The organism is Amaricoccus sp. (genome assembly GCF_017995835.1).
GTDB lineage: Bacteria > Pseudomonadota > Alphaproteobacteria > Rhodobacterales > Rhodobacteraceae > Amaricoccus.
Window position 1 is genome coordinate 1 of record NZ_JAGOID010000073.1, and the last position, 16,103, is coordinate 16,103.

The window sequence follows — 16,103 nt, forward strand, 5'->3', positions numbered from 1 at the left end:
ACCGGGTCGCCTGCCGCAACCTCTCGCTCGGGATCGCCGCGCTCCATTCCGGCTGGAAGCTCTAGATCTTGCGGGGCCCGCACAACCTCTGGCGCCTCGTCCGCACCGGCGCGACCTTCGAGCGCACGGGGGCGATGGCCCAGGCCCTCGAGGCGATGGACGCGCCGCCCGCGATCCGCGTCGTCGCGCGCATCCTCGGCTGGCCGTTCCAGTGGCTCGGGCACAAGGGCGACCCGACCCAGCCGCCGGTCTTGCGCGCGCTCACCGCGCTCGGACCGGCCTACATCAAGTTCGGCCAGCTTCTCTCCACCCGACCCGACATCGTCGGCCCCGATCTCGCCCGCGAGCTGACCGTCCTGCAGGACAGCCTGCCCCCCTTCCCTGTCGCGGAAGCCCGCGCCGCCATCGAGCGCGACCTCGGCCAGCCCGTCGACGCGATCTTCGAGGATCTGGGCCCGCCGGTCGCCGCGGCCTCGCTGGCGCAGGTCCACCGCGCCATCCTGCGCGCCACCGGCCGGCCGGTCGCCGTCAAGGTGCTTCGCCCCGGCATCGAGCGCGCCTTCCTGCGCGACGTCGACGCCTTCTGGCTCGCCGCCCGCATGGTCGAGATCTTCGCCCCCTTCACCCGACGCCTCCGCCCCCGCGCGGTGATCGCGCACTTCGAGGGCGTCGTGCAGGGCGAGCTCGACCTCCGCATGGAGGCCGCGGCGGCGGCCGAGTTCGCCGCCAACGCCGCCGACGACCCGGGCTTTCGCGTGCCGGCCATCGCCTGGGGCGCCTCCGGTCGGCGCGTGCTGACGCTGGAATGGGTCGAGGGCGTCCCGCTCGGCGACGTGCCCGCGCTCGCGGCCAGCGGCGCCGATCTCGTCGCCCTCTCCGAGCGCGTCATCCAGACCTTCCTGACCCACGCCCTGCGCGACGGCTTCTTCCATGCCGACATGCACCAGGGCAACCTCAAGCTCGGCCCCGACGGCGCCCTCGTCGCGCTCGACTTCGGCATCATGGGCCGGATCGACCCCTACACCCGCCGCGTCTATGCCGAGATCCTGATGGGCTTCCTGCGCCGCGACTATCGCCGCGTCGCGGAGGTGCATTTCGAGGCGGGCTACGTGCCGCGCGACCAGGACATGGAGGCCTTCGCCCAGGCGCTGCGCTCGATCGGCGAGCCGATCTTCGGACAGGACGCCACGCAGATCTCCATGGCGCGCCTGCTCGCGCATCTCTTCGAGGTGACCGAGCATTTCGGGATGGAGACGCGGACCGAGCTGATCCTCCTCCAGCGCACCATGGTGGTGGTCGAGGGCGTGGGGCGGAGCCTCAACCCGGCGATGAACATGTGGGAGACGGCGCGGCCCGTCGTCACCGCCTACATCGCCTCGAACCTCGGCCCCCAGGCCATGGCCCGCAGCCTTGCCGCCACCCTCCGGGTGCTCTCCCGCTTCGGCCCGCAACTCCCGCACATGACCGAGGCCGCCCTCGTCCGCCTCAACGCCGCCCCGCCCCCGCCCGAGCCGCGCCGCACCCCCGGCTGGGTCTACGGCCTCGCCGGCGCCCTGCTCGGCGCGGCGCTGGTGGCGCTCGGCACACTGCTCTGAGAGCGCGTGAACGGGAACCGCCCTATCCAGCCAGGGACTCACTCACATTCAGGTTAGCTGGCAAGCAAAGAAGAATCGCGCGCACAGCGCGCTCCCTTTTGCCGCAAAGGCGGCCTCCCCGGCCAGCCGCTACCGCCCGCGGCGGATCAGCCAGGCGCGGGCGCGCCCCGCGAGCGCGGCTTCGGCCAGAACGGCATGCCCCTGCTCCGCGCAGAAATGCGGCACGTCGACCACGGCGGCCGGGTCGTCCGCCACCAGCCTGAGCACCCCGCCGACGGGCAGCGCCAGCAGGCGCCTGCGCGCCTTCAGCACCGGCAGCGGGCAAAGCAGCCCCGTCGCGTCGATCTCGTCGTCCCAGTCCATCGCCGCCGGCTACCCGCCCGGCACGCGTCTGTCCACGGCGTTGTGACGCGTCCGCCCGGTGACGCCGCCGCGCGGGTCGGCTAGGGTCGCCGCGAAGAACCCGCGGGGACACATGTTCGGCATCGATCTCTGGGACGCGTCGCTCGCGCCCGCGCTCCTCGTGGCGGGCGTGGCCGGGATCCTGTCCTTCCTGTCGCCCTGCGTGCTGCCGATCGTGCCCCCCTATCTCGCCTACATGGCGGGCGCCTCGCTCGACGACCTCGCCGAAGGCCGCGCGGCCGATCGCCGGGTCATGCGTACGGCCTTCTTCTTCGTCCTCGGCCTCTCGACGGTGTTCCTGCTTCTCGGCATGGCCGCCTCGACCCTCGGGCGCGCGCTGCTCGCCTGGCAGCGCGAGATGGCCATGGTCGCCGGCGCGGTCATCGTGCTCTTCGGCCTGCACTTCCTCGGCGTGCTGCGCATCCCGCTCCTCTACCGCGAGGCCCGCATCGACGCGCCGCCCGCCAACGGAACGCCGTTCGGCGCCTATGTCCTCGGCCTCGCCTTCGCCTTCGGCTGGACCCCCTGCATCGGCCCGGTCCTGGGCGCGATCCTGTCGCTCGCCGCTCAGGAGGGCTCCGTCGAGCGTGGAATGCTGCTGATGGGCTTCTACGCCGTCGGGCTCGGCGTGCCGTTCCTCATCGTCGCGCTGTTCCTGCGGCAGGCGGTGGGCCTCCTCGCCGGAATGCGCCGCCACATGCGCATGGTCGAGCGCGCCATGGGGGCCCTGCTCCTCGTCGTCGGCGTGCTGATGCTCACGGGCGCCTTCACCGACCTGTCGTTCTGGCTGCTCGAGACCTTCCCCGCGCTCGCCCGCATCGGCTGACGGCTTCCCCGGCTACGACGGTCCCGGCGTCGCGGCGCGCGACCGCAACCAGCGCAGCACCTGCACCCGGATCGACGAGGCGAGCCCGACGTCGGGATCGCGCGCCGCGTCGATCTCCGCGGCGAGCGCGTTCAGCGCCTTGCCCTCCGCGGCGGCCATCTCGCGGAAGGCCTCCCAGAACTCCGCCTCCAGGCTCACCGAGGTCCGGTGCCCGCGCAGCGTCAGCGACCGCTTCTCGGGCCGTCCACTCATGCGGCCTCCGTCTGAATGCCTCGCGCCTGCCTTAGCGATTCAATTCTGACTCTTTTGCTTGGCATATGCGTTGTGCATAGGTTGTGCATAATACCGGCGGGCTCATGAAACGACTCGCGGACCTTTTTTGACCTTTAAGGTTTTTATCGTGTGTACTCAGGTAGTTATCCTATCTATCACGCGTGTTAGCCCGTGTTGCGCCGGGTAGCATGGTAGACACGCGGGTATAAGGTGTGCATCGAAGGATCCGCCGTAAACTCTTGACGCCGAAGCCTTCAGACGGAAACCGCCATCACGCCTTCCCGGGGGGGTCGCGGCGGCTCTGGTCGAGGCGTCGCGCCTCCAGCGCCGCCTCGGCCTCGCGCCTGCGCTTCTCGCTCCTGCCCTCGCCCGCAGCCGCGGCCCGGATCGCCGCCCCGGTCCGCTCGGCCTCGCGCTTCATCCGCTTTCGGACGGTGCGCAGGTTGACGATCTCGCTCACAACACCCCCGCCTGGAAGGTGTCGCACTGGTTCGGGTCGCCGGTCTCGAAGCCGCGCGCGAACCAGGTCTGCCGCTGCTGCGACGAACCGTGGGTGAAGCTGTCCGGCACCACGACGCCCTGGCTCGCCCGCTGCAGGGCGTCGTCGCCGATCCGCGCCGCCGCGTTCATCGCCTCCGCGACGTCCTGCCGGTCGACGTTGAAGATGTCCCGCGCCCCCTGCGCCCACATCCCCGCATAGCAATCCGCCTGAAGCTCCGTGCGCACCGAGAGCGCATTCGAGTCGCGCGCGCTCATCCGACTCCGCGCCTGGTGGACCTGCCCGAGCGTGCCAAGCTCGTTCTGGACGTGGTGCCCGACCTCGTGGGCGATGACGTAGGCGGCGGCAAACTCGCCGCCCGCGCCCATCTGCTGCTCCAGCACCTGGAAGAAGTCGAGATCGAGATACACCGTCTGGTCGTTCGGGCAGTAGAACGGCCCCATCGCCGCGTCCGCCGCGCCGCAGGCCGAGCGGTCGACGCCGCGGTAGAGCACCAGTTTCGGGTCGTGATAGGTGAGCCCCGACTGCTGGAAGATCGGCCTCCAGACATCCTCGGTGCCGGCGAGCACCGTCGCCACGAAGGCCTCTCTGTCGTCTTCGATCTCGTTCGGACCGGACGGCGCCTGGGTGGATACTCCGCCGCCGAGGAAGGGCGTGACGTCGACGCCGAAGAGCACGCCGATCAGCAGGACCACGATCAGCCCGAGCCCGCCGACCCCGCCGGCCCGGACCATGCCGCCGCCGCGGCGACGGTCCTCGACGTTGTCGCTCATGCGGCGTCCGCGCCAGTCCATGCCGCGTCTCCCGGCTGTAGCGGCCCGGTTCGCGCCGGGCCTGCGGGAGAGTATGGGACGTCCGGCGCGGTTGTCACGCCGGAACCGCATCAGTCCTGCGGATGAACCATGTCCTCGGGACGGACCACGCGGTCGAAGGTCGCCTCGTCGACGAAGCCGAGACGGATCGCCTCCTCCTTCAGCGTCGTGCGGTTCTTGTGCGCGGTCTTGGCCACCTTGGTCGCATTGTCGTAGCCGATGGTCGGCGCGAGCGCGGTGACGAGCATCAGGCTCTGGCGCATCAGTTCGGCGATGCGCTCCTCGTCGGCCTCTATGCCGACCACGCAGTTGTCCGTGAAGGACGAGGCCGCGTCGCCCATCAGCTGCATCGCCTGGAGGACGTTGTAGACGATCATCGGCTTGTAGACGTTGAGCTCGAAATGGCCCTGGCTGCCGGCGAAGCCGACGGCGGCGTCGTTGCCCATCACCTGGGCGCAGGCCATGGTCAGCGCCTCGGCCTGGGTCGGGTTGACCTTGCCCGGCATGATCGAGGAGCCCGGCTCGTTCTCCGGCAGGATCAGCTCGCCGAGGCCCGAGCGCGGACCCGAGCCGAGCAGGCGGATGTCGTTGGCGATCTTGAAGAGGCTCACCGCGACGACGCGGATCGCGCCCGACATCTCCACCATGGCGTCGTTGCCGGCCAGCGCCTCGAACTTGTTCGGCGCGGTGACGAAGGGCAGCCCGGTGATCTCGGCGATCTTGTCGGCGATCTTGCCGGCGAAGGCCTTGCGGGTGTTGAGCCCGGTGCCGACGGCCGTGCCGCCCTGGGCAAGCGCATAGACGTTGTGCAAGGCTGCGGTAACGCGCCTGATCCCCTGTTCCACCTGATAGGCGTAGCCGCCGAACTCCTGGCCGAGCGTCAGCGGCGTCGCGTCCTGGGTGTGGGTGCGGCCGATCTTGATGATGTGGGCGAAGGCCTCGGACTTCTCCACCAGCGCGGCGTGGAGCTTGCGCAGCCCGGGAAGCGTCACGTCGCGCGCCATCATCGCTGTCGCGATGTGCATCGCGGTCGGATAGGTGTCGTTCGACGACTGGCCCATGTTGACGTGGTCGTTCGGATGCACCGGCTTCTTCGAGCCCATGACACCGCCGAGCATCTCGATCGCCCGGTTCGAGATCACCTCGTTGGCGTTCATGTTCGACTGGGTGCCCGAGCCGGTCTGCCAGACGACGAGCGGGAAATGGTCGTCGAGCTTGCCGGCGACCACCTCGGCGGCGGCGGCGGCGACCGCCTTGCCGATCGCCGGGTCGAGGTCGCCGAGCTCCATGTTCACCTCGGCGGCGGCCTGCTTGATGACGCCGAGGGCGCGGCGCATTGCCACCGGCTGGCGCTCCCAGCCGATCGGGAAGTTCCGGATCGAGCGTTGCGTCTGCGCGCCCCAGTAGCGGTCGGTCGGAACCTCCAGCGGCCCGAAGCTGTCGGTCTCGGTGCGTGTGGCCGTCATCCTTGCATCCTCGCTGAAGTCGCTGCGCGGCCCTTCTAGCGCCCTCCGCCGGCCGCGCCAACGCCGCTCGCATCGCCGCCGGGGGCGCGGGCTGCCGGCTCCACTTGCCTTGCGGTCGCGGGCGGCGCATCCTCCGCCGCGAAGCCGACCACCGCGAGCGGACATGGACGAGATCACCCTCAGCCCCGAATTCCTGCGCAGCCTGATCCTCAAGCTGCGGGCCGTGATGGCGCAGGAGGAGGAGGTCTCGCCGGATTCGGGCTCGAACCCCGCGGACGACGAACGCTCGGCCACGTTGCAGGAGACGCCGGACAACCTGTCCCGCGCCGAGATCGAGGCGCAGGTCGACGACCTGGAGCCCGACCAGCAGGCGGAGCTTGTCGCGCTGATGTGGCTGGGACGGGGCGACTTCGAGGTCGAGGAATGGAATGACGCCCTTGCATTGGCCGTCGAACGCGCAGAGGGGGACACCGCCGAGTACCTGCTGCACCATCCCCACGTCGCCGACTATCTCGACGAGGGCATTGACCGGCTATTCGACGGTTCGGACCTGATGGAGACAGGCGAGTACTGAATCGCGCCGAAGCAGACCGACGCAATCGGGGTCGCGCGCCCCCCGCAGCTCAACTCTTGCGGAACTGGTCGAGACTGACGACCGCGCCTCCGGGCTGCGGCTTGATCGGCGTCGGCGGCTCCGGGACGGCGCGCGCCTCCTCGGCCGCCTGCTGGCTTTCGTCCTGTGCATCGAAGCGCAGGCCGAACTCGACGGATGGATCGACGAAGGTCTTGATCGCCTCGAACGGAATGACGATCGGCTCGGGGACGTTGCCGAAGTTGAGCGTGACGGTGAAGCGGTCCTTCATCACCGCGAGGTTCTCGAACCACTCCTGCATCACGATCATCATCTGGCCCGGATACCGCTCGCGCAGCGAGGCCGACATGTCGACGCCGGGATGAGTGGTGTCGAAGGTGATGAAGAAATGATGCTGGCCCGGCAGGCCGTCGCGCGCCACCTGCGCCAGGACATCGGCGATCAGCTGGCGGAGCGCCTTGTGCATCAGCTGGCCGTAATTGATCCCCTTCGCCATGCCCTCTGCTTCCCTGCTCGGTGCGGTCGCGACCTTACCCGATTCTTCCTGACAGGAAAGGGGGTGCGGCGGCGAGCGGGCCGCGCCGCCGCACCCCTCCACCCGTTAACCCGGCGTCAACGATCCGCCGGAGAGCATGACCGGTCCCCATTCATCCTACACAGAGGACCGCCATGCCCGCCCTGCCCCGATTCCGAGCAGTCGTCCGCCACATCGCCCTGCGCTCGAGCGACTGCGGCTCATGCGGCGGATCGACGATCTCGCGGCTCTGGCCGACGTGCCGCACGACATCGCCGACGGGGCGCGGGCGCGCATGGGTAGCTGGCCCGTCGCGGGCGGGCAGTGTCGCGGCTGATCGGATAGTGTGAAGGGGAGTGGGTGCAGGCTTCTGTTGCCAGGCGCCTGCGAGCCCCGCCTTGACCGGCTAAGGCCAAGGACTTCAGGTTTTGGCTAACCGAACCGCATTACGCGGCGAGGCGAACCGGAGCATGGTTGTCGTTGGCAACTATTGCTCTTGAGCCGGTAACGGTGGCGTCCTGCCGGGTGAAAGCTATCGCCTTTACACGTCCGTCGATCCTGTTTCGGCCCCATTCGCCCCCAACGAGGGATCTGGTGGAGCCGCCGGGTACCGCCCCCGGGTCCGATCCGCTTATTACGCGCGCGTTTATCACCATAGTCCGGTCGCCCGGACAGACGAGATATAGGGCATCCGGACCCGCGTTGGAAGGGGCAATCCGGGAAGGTTGAAGTCGCCGGAGGCGGCGGATACCCTGCCGACTGTCCCTGGCCACGGCCTCTCCCGAGACCGCGGGGCCCATGTCCGGGGCGGCCCGACGCCCGGACTGTCAGGAGCAACGTCATGGCCTGGATCCTTCTGGTCGTCGCAGGGCTCTTCGAGGTCGTCTGGGCTTTCAGCATGAAGCAGTCGGCCGGGTTCACGAGGGTAGGGCCGACGGTCGTCACCTTCGTCGCGATGGCGATCAGCTTCGCGCTGCTCGCCTGGTCGATGCGGACGCTGCCGCTCGGGACCGCCTACACGATCTGGACCGGGATCGGCGCGGTCGGGGCCTTCGCGGTCGGGGTGGCGGCGCTCGGCGAGCCAGCCAGTCCGGCGCGGCTGATCGCTGCGGCAATGATCGTCGGCGGGCTCCTGCTCATGAAGCTGTCATCGAGTCCCTGAGCGGGCGCGAGGTGCGCGAGGTGGCGCCGCTTGCGACGCGATGGTCGCATTCCCCTTTCAGGCATTCATACAGGCAGAAACCCTATCGAGCAGGCGCCTCCCCGCCAAAGGGCGGGGAGAGACAAAGGACTCGCGGCCGCCTGCGGCCGCTCCGCCAGGGAGGCCGCAAAGGCGGCCGACCGTCAGCGCCGTCCGAGCGGGACCCCCTTGCGGGGTCCTCGAGGATGGCGCTTCCCCCCGGCCCGCTGCAGGACGGCGCTCGCCGCCGGAATGCGGGAGGCGCTACGTGCCGCCGGGATCCCGCCGGAGCGCCTCGGCGTCCGCAATCGCGGGGGCGCAGAAATCGGCATGGTCGCGGAGGTCGCCGAAATGTGGCAGATCGAAGGTCAACCGGACTTCGAGGGCAGGCATGAGCGACGGGCGGAGCAAGGAATTCAGGTCGATGCACCGGCACGGCTTCGTCCGGGTGGCGACGTGCACGCCGCGGGTGCGCCCGGCGGACGTCGGCTTCAACCGCGACGCCATCCTCGCCGAGGCGCGGCGGGCCGACGCCGCGCATGTCGACCTCGCGGTGTTCCCCGAACTGTGCGTCTCGTCCTATGCGATCGACGACCTGCACCTTCAGGCCGCGCTCCTCGACGCGGTGGCGGTCGCTCTCGGCGAGATCGCCGCGGCGAGCGCGACCCTCGCGCCCGTCCTGCTGGTCGGCGCGCCGCTGCGGCACGAGGGACGGCTCTACAACTGCGCCGTGGCGATCGCGCGCGGCGAGATCCTCGGGGTGACGCCCAAGAGCTACCTGCCGAACTACCGCGAGTACTACGAGAAGCGCTGGTTCGCCCATGGCCGGTCCGTCGCGGGCGAGACGATCCGCGTCGCGGGGCGCGGAGCGCCCTTCGGCAGCGACCTGATCTTCGAGGCCGAGGACCTGCCCGGCTTCGTCTTCCACGCCGAGATTTGCGAGGACTTCTGGTCGGCGGTGCCGCCCTCGTCGCTGGCGGCGCTGGCCGGGGCGACGATCCTCGCGAATCTCTCGGCGTCGAACATCGTCATCGGCAAGTCGGACGAGCGCCATCTGCTCTGCGCCTCGCAGTCGGCCCGTGCGGTGGCGGCCTACGCCTATTCCGCGGCCGGGCCCGGCGAGAGCACCACGGACCTCGCCTGGGACGGACAGGGCGTGATCTACGAACTCGGCGACCTCCTCGCCGAGTCCGACCGCTTCCCCGCGGAGCCGCAGCTGACCGTCGCCGACGTCGACGCGGGCCGCATCCTCGCCGAGCGGATGCGGATGGGGACCTACGGCGACGCCGCCGAGGCGCTGACCGGGCGGCCGTTCCGCCGCGTGCGCTTCGCCCACCGGCCCGACCCCGGGGACATCGGGCTGGCGCGCAGGATCCGGCGCTTTCCCTATGTGCCCAACCGCAAGACCCATCTCGACCAGGACTGTTACGAGGCCTTCAACATCCAGGTTGAGGGCCTGCGCCGGCGGTTCGAGGCGACGCGGGCCGCGCATATGGTGATCGGGGTCTCGGGCGGGCTCGACTCGACCCATGCGCTGATCGTCGCCGCCAAGGTCTGCGACCGGCTGGGCCTGCCGCGGACGACGATCCTCGGCTTCACCATGCCGGGCTTCGCCACCGGCGAGACGACGAAGGCCAACGCCTGGCGGCTGATGCGCGCGCTCGGGGTCGCCGCGGAGGAGATCGACATCCGACCGGCGGCCCGGCAGATGCTTGCCGACATGCGCCACCCCTTCGCCGCCGGCGAACCCGTCTACGACATAGCCTTCGAGAATGTGCAGGCGGGGCTCAGGACGGACTACCTGTTCCGGCTCGCCAACCAGCGCGACGGCTTCGTGATCGGGACGGGCGACCTCTCCGAGCTGGCGCTCGGCTGGTGCACCTACGGCGTCGGCGACCAGATGAGCCACTACGCTGTCAACGCCGGGGTGCCGAAGACGCTGATCCAATACCTGATCCGCTGGGCGGAGAGCACCGACCAGTTCGACCGGGCGACCGACGCGGTGCTGGAGGACATCCTCGCCACCGAGATCTCGCCGGAGCTGATCCCGCCGATGCCGGGGCAGCCGATCCAGAGCACCGAGGCGACGATCGGACCCTACGAACTGCACGACTTCTTCCTCTACCACATCCTGCGCTACGGCCTCGCGCCGTCGAAGGTGGCGTATCTGGCGCTTGAGGCGTGGTCGGACGTGGAGAAGGGCTCCTGGCCGATCGACTTTCCGCAGTCGGCGCGGCGGGCCTACGATCTCGCGACGATCCGCAAGTGGCTGGAAGTGTTCCTGCGGCGGTTCTTCGCGACCAGCCAGTTCAAGCGCTCGGCCATTCCGAACGGCCCCAAGGTCTCGGCCGGCGGCGCCCTGTCGCCCCGCGGCGACTGGCGTGCGCCCTCGGACGGAAGTGCGGCCCCCTGGCTCGACGAGCTGGCGGCGAACGTGCCGGAGCGGTGACGCCGGGCGGGTGAGCCTGCCAAGCGACGGGCCGCCTCCCGCCGTTTCGGGAGACGAAGGCGGTTGCGGCGGTCGCGGTCAACGAAAGCGTCCGCCCGCTCGACCTCGATCTGATAGCCGTCGGGATCCGCCACGAAGAAGAAGCAGGCCACCCCGCTTGCCGTCGTTCCGGAAGTCCACGACTTGCGGCGGCGCCAGGCCCGCGGCCGCCATCCGCGCATGGCGGCGCGGCCCTCAGGCCACGCGGCGCAGGAACGCCTGAAGGCGCGGATCGCGCGGGGTCTCGAACAGCGCCTCCGGCGGACCCTGCTCGACGATGCGGCCGCCGTCCATGAAGAGCACGCGGTCGGCGATCTCGCGGGCGAACTGCATCTCGTGGGTGACGATCAGCATGGTCTGGCGATGCGCCGCCACCCGCCCGAGGAGTTCGAGGACCTCGCCCACCCATTCGGGATCGAGCGCCGAAGTCGGCTCGTCGACCAGCATCAGCTCGGCGTCGAGCGCCATGGCCCGGCCGATGCCGACCCGCTGCTGCTGGCCGCCGGAGAGCGCCGCCGGATAGGCGTCGCCGCGGTCGGCGAGGCCGATCTCGGCGAGGGTGGCGTCGGCGCGCGCGTCGGCCTCGGCCTGCGGCAGCCGCTTCACCACGGTGAGCGCCTCGGTGATGTTCTGCCGCGCCGTGCGGTTGGCGAAGAGGGCATAGTTCTGGAAGACGAAGGCCGTGCGGCGGCGGAGCGCGAGGATCTGCCGCCGCGTCGCCCGGGCGGCGTCGACGACGAGGTCGCCGAGGACGATCCGGCCCGCGTCCGGCCGGTCGAGGAAGTTGAGGCAGCGCAGCAGCGTCGACTTGCCGGTGCCGGAGGGGCCGATGACGACGATGCGCTCGCCGGGGGCGATCTCGAGGTCGATGCCGTCGAGGACGGTTCGCGCCCCGAACCGCTTGGTCAGGCCCTCGATGCGGATCACCGCGCGAACGCCCGGCCGAGCCGGACCTCCATCCGCCGCTGCACGAAGGACAGCGCCTCGACGATCGCCCAGTAGATCAGCGCCACGACGAGAAAGGCCTCGAGGTAGCGGAAGCTGCCGGCGGCCTCCTTCTGCGCCGCGCCCATCATCTCGGTGACGCCGAGGGTGAAGGCGAGCGAGGTGCTCTTGATCATGTCGATGAAATAGTTGAGCAGCGTCGGCGCCGCGACGCGCGCCGCCTGAGGCAGGACGATCCGGCGCATCAGCTGGACCTGCGTCATGCCGACCGAGGCGCCCGCCTCCCACTGGCTGCGGTCGATGCCGAGGATCGCGCCGCGGATGCTCTCGGCCATGTAGGCGGCGAAGTGGAGCGTGAGCCCGGTGACGGCGGCGGTGACGCCGTCGATGGCCCGGAACGCCGACACCACCTGCGGCAGACCGTAGTAGAACAGAAAGAGCTGCACGAGGAGCGGCGTGCCGCGGAAGAAGCTGATGAACACCGCGACGAGCCGGTCGAGCACGGGAACCCGCAGCACCCGGACGACCGCAAGCGCAATGGCGAGCACGAGCGCGATCGCCATGGCGATCGTGGCCATGGCGAGGGTGAGCGGCGCATAGGAAAGAATGACGGGAAAGAGCCCCGCCATGTACTCGAGGTCGACGACCATCGCTCAGGAGCCGGCGGGGACGGTCACGTCGGCGCCGAGCCACTTCTCCGAGATCTCGCGGAGCTTGCCGTTGGCCTTGAGCGTGGTGATCGCCGCGTCCACCCGGTCACGCATGGCGCGGCCGGCCTCGTCGTTGCGAAACGGCAGCGCGTTGCGGATCTCCGAGAAGGCCGGACCGGCGAGCTGCAACGGCAGGGGCGATTGCGCGATCACCTGCGCCGAGGAGACGCGGTCCATCACGAAGGCGTCGACGCGACCGAGCGCGGTGTCCTGCTCGATGTTGCTGTCGTAGGTCTTGACGGTGATCTCGGAGGCGAAGGGCAACTCGTGCAGGAGCTGCTCGAAGTTCGAGCCGAGGTTGACCGCGACGGTCTTGCCGCGCAGATCCTCGACGCCCCTGATCGTGTCGTTCCCCTCGCGGACCACCACCTGCGCCCCGTCGTAGACGTAAGGCTGGGTGAAGACGAACTTCGCCTCCCGCTCCGGGGTGACGGTGATCTGGTTCGCAACCGTGTCGATCCGCCCCGCCTCCAGCGCGCCGATCAGCCCGGAGAAGGCCATGGTGCTGAACGTGACCTCGTCGCCGGTCTCGGCGGCGATGGCGTTCATGAGGTCGACCTCGAAGCCCTGGAGCTTGTCCTGGCGGACGAAGGTAAACGGGAAATACCCGCCCGACATGCCGACGCGGATCGCGTCGGCGGCCGCGGGCGCGGCGACGGCGGCCCAGACCAGCGCGGCGGTGACGAGACGATTCATGAGACCTGCTCCTTGCGCTTGCACGGACCCTGCGTAGCACGTCCCGCGCGCTTTGCGAGCACGCCGCCGACGCACCCGGAACTCCCGGCCGCTGACTGTCTCTCGTATCGAAAGGGTGGTGGAGAGGGCTGGATTCGAACCAGCGTAGGGTTGCCCCGACGGATTTACAGTCCGTTGCATTTGACCGCTCTGCCACCTCTCCGGTGACGTGAGCGGGGAGCTACAGCACATGGCGCCCGGGTTCAAGCGCGTTCGTCGCGGCGGCCCGGCGGCAGACCGGGATGCGGATGGGAAGCGGAGAGCCCGACTTGCGCCGGTGGCGAGGGGGACGCAAGATCGGCGAAAGAACGCGCGGGGGGAGACGAGCGCATGTGCCGCATCTACGCCGGGCAGGATCCGGTCCGCTACCAGCCGGTCGTCCGGCGCCTGCGGCTGAACGGCCAGAGCACCAGCCTGCGGCTCGAGGGCGCCTTCTGGTCGATCCTCGACCAGATCGCCGGCTCCGAGGGGCTGACGACCCCGGCGTTCATCTCGAAGCTGCACGACGAGGTGCTGCTGATGCACGGCGAGGCGGCGAACTTCAGCTCGATCCTGCGCTGCACGTGCCTCGTCTACCTTGAGGGCAACGCGGGCCTCGCGGTGGCCGCGGAGTAGCCGCGTAGTAAGGGGATACTACCCGGCAGGGCCGCCAAGGCGTCATCCTGACAGTGTGGGCGGCCGCGCGCCGCCGCAACGACGGAGACGAGAGAGTTGGCCAAAGCCGTCCATTCCATGATCCGCGTGCTCGACGAGACGCGCGCGCTCGACTTCTACGACCGCGCCTTCGGGCTGAAGGTCGCTGACCGGATCGACTTCGAGAGCTTCACGCTGGTCTACCTCGCGAACCCGCAGGCGGACTTCGAGCTCGAGCTCACAATCAACAAGGGGCGCTCCGAGCTCTACGACCTCGGCGACGGCTACGGCCATCTCGCGTTCGTCGTCGACGACGTCGACGCCGAACACGCGCGGATGACGGAAGCCGGCCTCGCACCACGCAAGCTCGTCGACTTCCGCAACGGCGACGCCGTCGTCGCACGCTTCTTCTTCATCGCCGACCCCGACGGCTACCAGATCGAGGTGATCGGACGCGGAGGCCGCTTCCGCTGACCCCCTGACGGGGGCGCGCCACGAGGCGCGCGCCCTGCCCTAGCCAGAACAAGAAACCAGCAAGGGAGATCGAACGTCATGACCCACCATCCGCGCAAGGAGGGCCTCACCCGGCGGGCGCTCCTCGCCCGTGCGCTGGCGACCACGGCGACGCTCGCTGTCGGCGCGAACTTCATCGCCGCGCGCGACGCCGCCTGGGCGCTCGAGGTGACGACGCTGAAGCCCGAGACCATGGCGACGCTCGTCGTCATGGCCCGCGACATCTATCCGCATGACCGCATCGCCGACAGCTTCTACGTCACGGCGGTCAAGGGCTACGACACCGCCGAGGAGGCCGAGGCCGTCGAGGCCGGCATCGCCGCGCTGAACGCGGCGGCGGTCGGTGCGGGCTACGCCTCCTACGCCGCGGTGCCGTGGGAGGCGGACCGCGTGGCGATCCTGCGCGGGATGGAGGCGTCGCCGTTCTTCCAGAAGGTTCGCGGCGGCCTCGTCACCGGCCTCTACAACCAGAAGGAAGTCTGGCCGCTGTTCGGCTACGAGGGCGAGAGCTACTCCAAGGGCGGCTACATCAACCGCGGCTTCGACGACATCACGTGGCTCTGAGGGGGCGGGGACAATGGCTGCACCATTCGATCTGAAGGACGACGGCGTCGTCGTGGTGATCGGCACCGGCGCCGGCGGCGGCGTGCTGGCGAACGAGCTGGCGCAAAAGGGCGTCTCCGTGGTCGCGCTCGAGGCGGGCGGGCGCTACCTGCCCGAGGACTACGTCAACGACGAGTGGGAGAGCTTTGGCCAGCTCGCCTGGACCGAGCCGCGCACCACCAGCGGCGACTGGCGGGTGGCGAAGGACTTCTCCGGCCTGCCGGCGTGGATCGTGAAGGCGGTCGGCGGCACCTCGATCCACTGGGCGGGCGCCAGCCTGCGCTTCCAGGACCACGAGTGGAAGCCGCGCACCAGCTACGGCAACGTGCCCGGCGCGAACCTGGTCGACTGGCCGATCGACGGCGCCGAGATGGCTCCCTGGTACGAGAAGGCCGAGGCGAAGCTCGGGGTGACGCGGACCGGCGACCGGCCGGGCCTGCCGGGAAACAACAACTACAAGGTGTTCGAGGCCGGAGCGAAGGCCCTCGGCTACAAGGAGGTGTCGACCGGGCGGATGGCGATCAACTCGATCGATTACGACGACCGGATGATCTGCCAGCAGACCGGCTTCTGCTTCCAGGGCTGCAAGTGGGGCGCCAAGTGGTCGTCGGCCTATACCGACATCCCGCGCGGCGAGGCGACCGGCAACCTCGAGGTGCGCGACCGCTGCCACGTCCTCAGGATCGAGCACGGGGATGACGGCCGGGTCACCGGAGTCGTCTACGCCGACAGGGACGGCAAGGAGCAGTTCCAGGCCGCCAAGATCGTCTGCGTGGCGGGGAACTCGATCGAGAGCCCGCGGCTCCTGCTCAACTCGGCCTCGAACCAGTTCCCGGACGGGCTCGGCAACTCCTCGGGGCAGGTCGGGCGCAACTACATGCGGCACATGACCGGCTCGGTCTACGCGGTCTTCCCCGAGCCGGTGCGGATGTGGCGCGGCACGACCATGGCCGGCATCGTCCAGGACGAGGCGCGGCACGACCCCACCCGCGGCTTCGTCGGCGGCTTCGAGTTCGAGACGCTGTCGCTCGGCGTGCCGTTCATGGCCGCCTTCCTCGATCCCGGCGCCTGGGGCCGCGAGTTCACCTCCGCGCTCGACAGCTATCCGAACATGGCCGGCCTCTGGATCGTTGGCGAGGACATGCCGCAGGAGACGAACCGGGTGACGCTCAACACCGACGTGAAGGACGACTTCGGGCTACCGGTGGCGAACGTCAACTTCAGCGATCATCCGAACGACACGGCAATGCGTGCCTATGCCTATGAGCGCGGCGAGGCGCTCTATCGGGCGGTGGGAGCGACGCGGACCTTGCCTAC

Annotated in this window: 18 protein-coding genes, 1 tRNA gene and 1 other RNA gene; 9 read left to right on the forward strand and 11 right to left on the reverse strand. The window is 69.7% G+C overall.

The annotated features are described in order from the left end of the window. Positions 1-68 precede the first annotated feature (68 nt). On the forward strand, positions 69-1,595 hold the full coding sequence (ubiB, locus tag KBA23_RS11695; protein ID WP_290741078.1) for a 2-polyprenylphenol 6-hydroxylase: 1,527 nt from the start codon (positions 69-71) through the stop codon (positions 1,593-1,595). A 129-nt stretch (positions 1,596-1,724) separates the two neighbouring features. Here the strand turns inward: ubiB and KBA23_RS11700 are convergent, their stop codons facing one another. Further along, the gene (locus tag KBA23_RS11700; RefSeq protein WP_290741081.1) at positions 1,725-1,958 is read right to left on the reverse strand and encodes a sulfurtransferase TusA family protein; all 234 of its coding nucleotides are present in this window, start codon (positions 1,956-1,958) and stop codon (positions 1,725-1,727) included. A gap of 112 nt (positions 1,959-2,070) precedes the next feature. Here KBA23_RS11700 and KBA23_RS11705 point away from each other — a divergent pair, with 112 nt between their 5' ends. Beyond that, complete coding sequence (locus KBA23_RS11705; RefSeq protein ID WP_290741084.1) at positions 2,071-2,823, forward strand: cytochrome c biogenesis protein CcdA; 753 nt, start codon at positions 2,071-2,073, stop codon at positions 2,821-2,823. Between the two features lie 12 nt (positions 2,824-2,835). Here the strand turns inward: KBA23_RS11705 and KBA23_RS11710 are convergent, their stop codons facing one another. From KBA23_RS11710 to fumC, 4 genes are all read right to left on the reverse strand, one after another. After that, on the reverse strand, positions 2,836-3,075 hold the full coding sequence (locus KBA23_RS11710; protein ID WP_290741087.1) for a ribbon-helix-helix domain-containing protein: 240 nt from the start codon (positions 3,073-3,075) through the stop codon (positions 2,836-2,838). 292 nt (positions 3,076-3,367) lie between these two features. Continuing rightward, entirely contained in the window at positions 3,368-3,556 is a 189-nt protein-coding gene (locus KBA23_RS11715; protein ID WP_290741091.1) for a DUF4169 family protein, read from the reverse strand. Beyond that, the gene (locus tag KBA23_RS11720) at positions 3,553-4,389 is read right to left on the reverse strand and encodes a neutral zinc metallopeptidase (RefSeq protein ID WP_290741094.1); all 837 of its coding nucleotides are present in this window, start codon (positions 4,387-4,389) and stop codon (positions 3,553-3,555) included. The genes KBA23_RS11715 and KBA23_RS11720 overlap by 4 nt, the downstream gene beginning before the upstream one ends. An 89-nt stretch (positions 4,390-4,478) precedes the next feature. After that, positions 4,479-5,873, reverse strand: a complete 1,395-nt coding sequence (gene fumC / locus KBA23_RS11725; RefSeq protein WP_290741096.1) for a class II fumarate hydratase — start codon at positions 5,871-5,873, stop codon at positions 4,479-4,481. A 163-nt stretch (positions 5,874-6,036) separates the two neighbouring features. On the opposite strand from fumC, the gene KBA23_RS11730 reads away from it, so the two are divergent. Next, positions 6,037-6,447, forward strand: a complete 411-nt coding sequence (locus KBA23_RS11730; RefSeq protein WP_290741099.1) for a DUF3775 domain-containing protein — start codon at positions 6,037-6,039, stop codon at positions 6,445-6,447. Positions 6,448-6,496: 49 nt separating this feature from the next. Here KBA23_RS11730 and KBA23_RS11735 read toward each other — a convergent pair whose 3' ends face one another. After that, positions 6,497-6,961, reverse strand: coding sequence for a ClpXP protease specificity-enhancing factor SspB (locus tag KBA23_RS11735; RefSeq protein ID WP_290741102.1), 465 nt, complete (start codon positions 6,959-6,961; stop codon positions 6,497-6,499). A gap of 377 nt (positions 6,962-7,338) precedes the next feature. Then, positions 7,339-7,691: a transfer-messenger RNA gene (ssrA, locus tag KBA23_RS11740) on the reverse strand. Between the two features lie 129 nt (positions 7,692-7,820). On the opposite strand from ssrA, the gene sugE reads away from it, so the two are divergent. Both sugE and KBA23_RS11750 read left to right on the forward strand, forming a co-directional pair. Then, positions 7,821-8,141, forward strand: coding sequence for a quaternary ammonium compound efflux SMR transporter SugE (gene sugE, locus KBA23_RS11745; RefSeq protein WP_290741105.1), 321 nt, complete (start codon positions 7,821-7,823; stop codon positions 8,139-8,141). A 409-nt stretch (positions 8,142-8,550) separates the two neighbouring features. Then, positions 8,551-10,608, forward strand: a complete 2,058-nt coding sequence (locus KBA23_RS11750) for an NAD(+) synthase (RefSeq protein WP_290741108.1) — start codon at positions 8,551-8,553, stop codon at positions 10,606-10,608. A 234-nt stretch (positions 10,609-10,842) separates the two neighbouring features. Here KBA23_RS11750 and KBA23_RS11755 read toward each other — a convergent pair whose 3' ends face one another. The 4 genes from KBA23_RS11755 to KBA23_RS11770 all read right to left on the reverse strand — a co-directional run bounded on the left by KBA23_RS11755 (position 10,843) and on the right by KBA23_RS11770 (position 13,200). Further along, entirely contained in the window at positions 10,843-11,574 is a 732-nt protein-coding gene (locus KBA23_RS11755) for an amino acid ABC transporter ATP-binding protein (RefSeq protein WP_290741111.1), read from the reverse strand. Continuing rightward, a complete protein-coding gene (locus tag KBA23_RS11760; protein WP_290741114.1) occupies positions 11,571-12,242 on the reverse strand; it encodes an amino acid ABC transporter permease in 672 nt (223 codons plus the stop codon). Before KBA23_RS11760 ends, KBA23_RS11755 begins: the two co-directional genes overlap by 4 nt. A gap of 3 nt (positions 12,243-12,245) precedes the next feature. Beyond that, positions 12,246-12,998: an amino acid ABC transporter substrate-binding protein gene (locus KBA23_RS11765; protein ID WP_290741117.1), complete on the reverse strand. Its 753-nt coding sequence runs from the start codon at positions 12,996-12,998 to the stop codon at positions 12,246-12,248. A gap of 116 nt (positions 12,999-13,114) precedes the next feature. Further along, positions 13,115-13,200 (reverse strand) — tRNA-Tyr (locus KBA23_RS11770). 167 nt (positions 13,201-13,367) lie between these two features. Here KBA23_RS11770 and KBA23_RS11775 point away from each other — a divergent pair. The 4 genes from KBA23_RS11775 to KBA23_RS11790 all read left to right on the forward strand — a co-directional run. Then, positions 13,368-13,652, forward strand: coding sequence for a ribbon-helix-helix domain-containing protein (locus tag KBA23_RS11775; RefSeq protein ID WP_290741118.1), 285 nt, complete (start codon positions 13,368-13,370; stop codon positions 13,650-13,652). 96 nt (positions 13,653-13,748) lie between these two features. After that, the gene (locus tag KBA23_RS11780; protein ID WP_290741121.1) at positions 13,749-14,144 is read left to right on the forward strand and encodes a VOC family protein; all 396 of its coding nucleotides are present in this window, start codon (positions 13,749-13,751) and stop codon (positions 14,142-14,144) included. Positions 14,145-14,222: 78 nt separating this feature from the next. Then, positions 14,223-14,747 carry a Twin-arginine translocation pathway signal gene (locus tag KBA23_RS11785; RefSeq protein ID WP_290741124.1) on the forward strand — a complete coding sequence of 175 codons (525 nt, stop codon included), beginning with the start codon at positions 14,223-14,225 and terminating at the stop codon, positions 14,745-14,747. Positions 14,748-14,760: 13 nt separating this feature from the next. After that, positions 14,761-16,103 (forward strand): GMC family oxidoreductase (locus tag KBA23_RS11790; RefSeq protein ID WP_290741127.1); only part of this gene is annotated, 1,343 nt, incomplete at its 3' end.

Coding starts and splice junctions, on each gene's coding strand:
- fumC (WP_290741096.1), bottom strand. CDS start 5,873: ATGACGGCCACACGCACCGAGACCGACAGCTTCGGGCCGCTGGAGGTT.
- KBA23_RS11710 (WP_290741087.1), bottom strand. CDS start 3,075: ATGAGTGGACGGCCCGAGAAGCGGTCGCTGACGCTGCGCGGGCACCGG.
- KBA23_RS11785 (WP_290741124.1), top strand. CDS start 14,223: ATGACCCACCATCCGCGCAAGGAGGGCCTCACCCGGCGGGCGCTCCTC.
- KBA23_RS11700 (WP_290741081.1), bottom strand. CDS start 1,958: ATGGACTGGGACGACGAGATCGACGCGACGGGGCTGCTTTGCCCGCTG.
- sugE (WP_290741105.1), top strand. CDS start 7,821: ATGGCCTGGATCCTTCTGGTCGTCGCAGGGCTCTTCGAGGTCGTCTGG.
- KBA23_RS11760 (WP_290741114.1), bottom strand. CDS start 12,242: ATGGTCGTCGACCTCGAGTACATGGCGGGGCTCTTTCCCGTCATTCTT.
- KBA23_RS11750 (WP_290741108.1), top strand. CDS start 8,551: ATGAGCGACGGGCGGAGCAAGGAATTCAGGTCGATGCACCGGCACGGC.
- KBA23_RS11735 (WP_290741102.1), bottom strand. CDS start 6,961: ATGGCGAAGGGGATCAATTACGGCCAGCTGATGCACAAGGCGCTCCGC.
- KBA23_RS11765 (WP_290741117.1), bottom strand. CDS start 12,998: ATGAATCGTCTCGTCACCGCCGCGCTGGTCTGGGCCGCCGTCGCCGCG.
- KBA23_RS11720 (WP_290741094.1), bottom strand. CDS start 4,389: ATGGACTGGCGCGGACGCCGCATGAGCGACAACGTCGAGGACCGTCGC.
- KBA23_RS11775 (WP_290741118.1), top strand. CDS start 13,368: ATGTGCCGCATCTACGCCGGGCAGGATCCGGTCCGCTACCAGCCGGTC.
- KBA23_RS11705 (WP_290741084.1), top strand. CDS start 2,071: ATGTTCGGCATCGATCTCTGGGACGCGTCGCTCGCGCCCGCGCTCCTC.
- KBA23_RS11730 (WP_290741099.1), top strand. CDS start 6,037: ATGGACGAGATCACCCTCAGCCCCGAATTCCTGCGCAGCCTGATCCTC.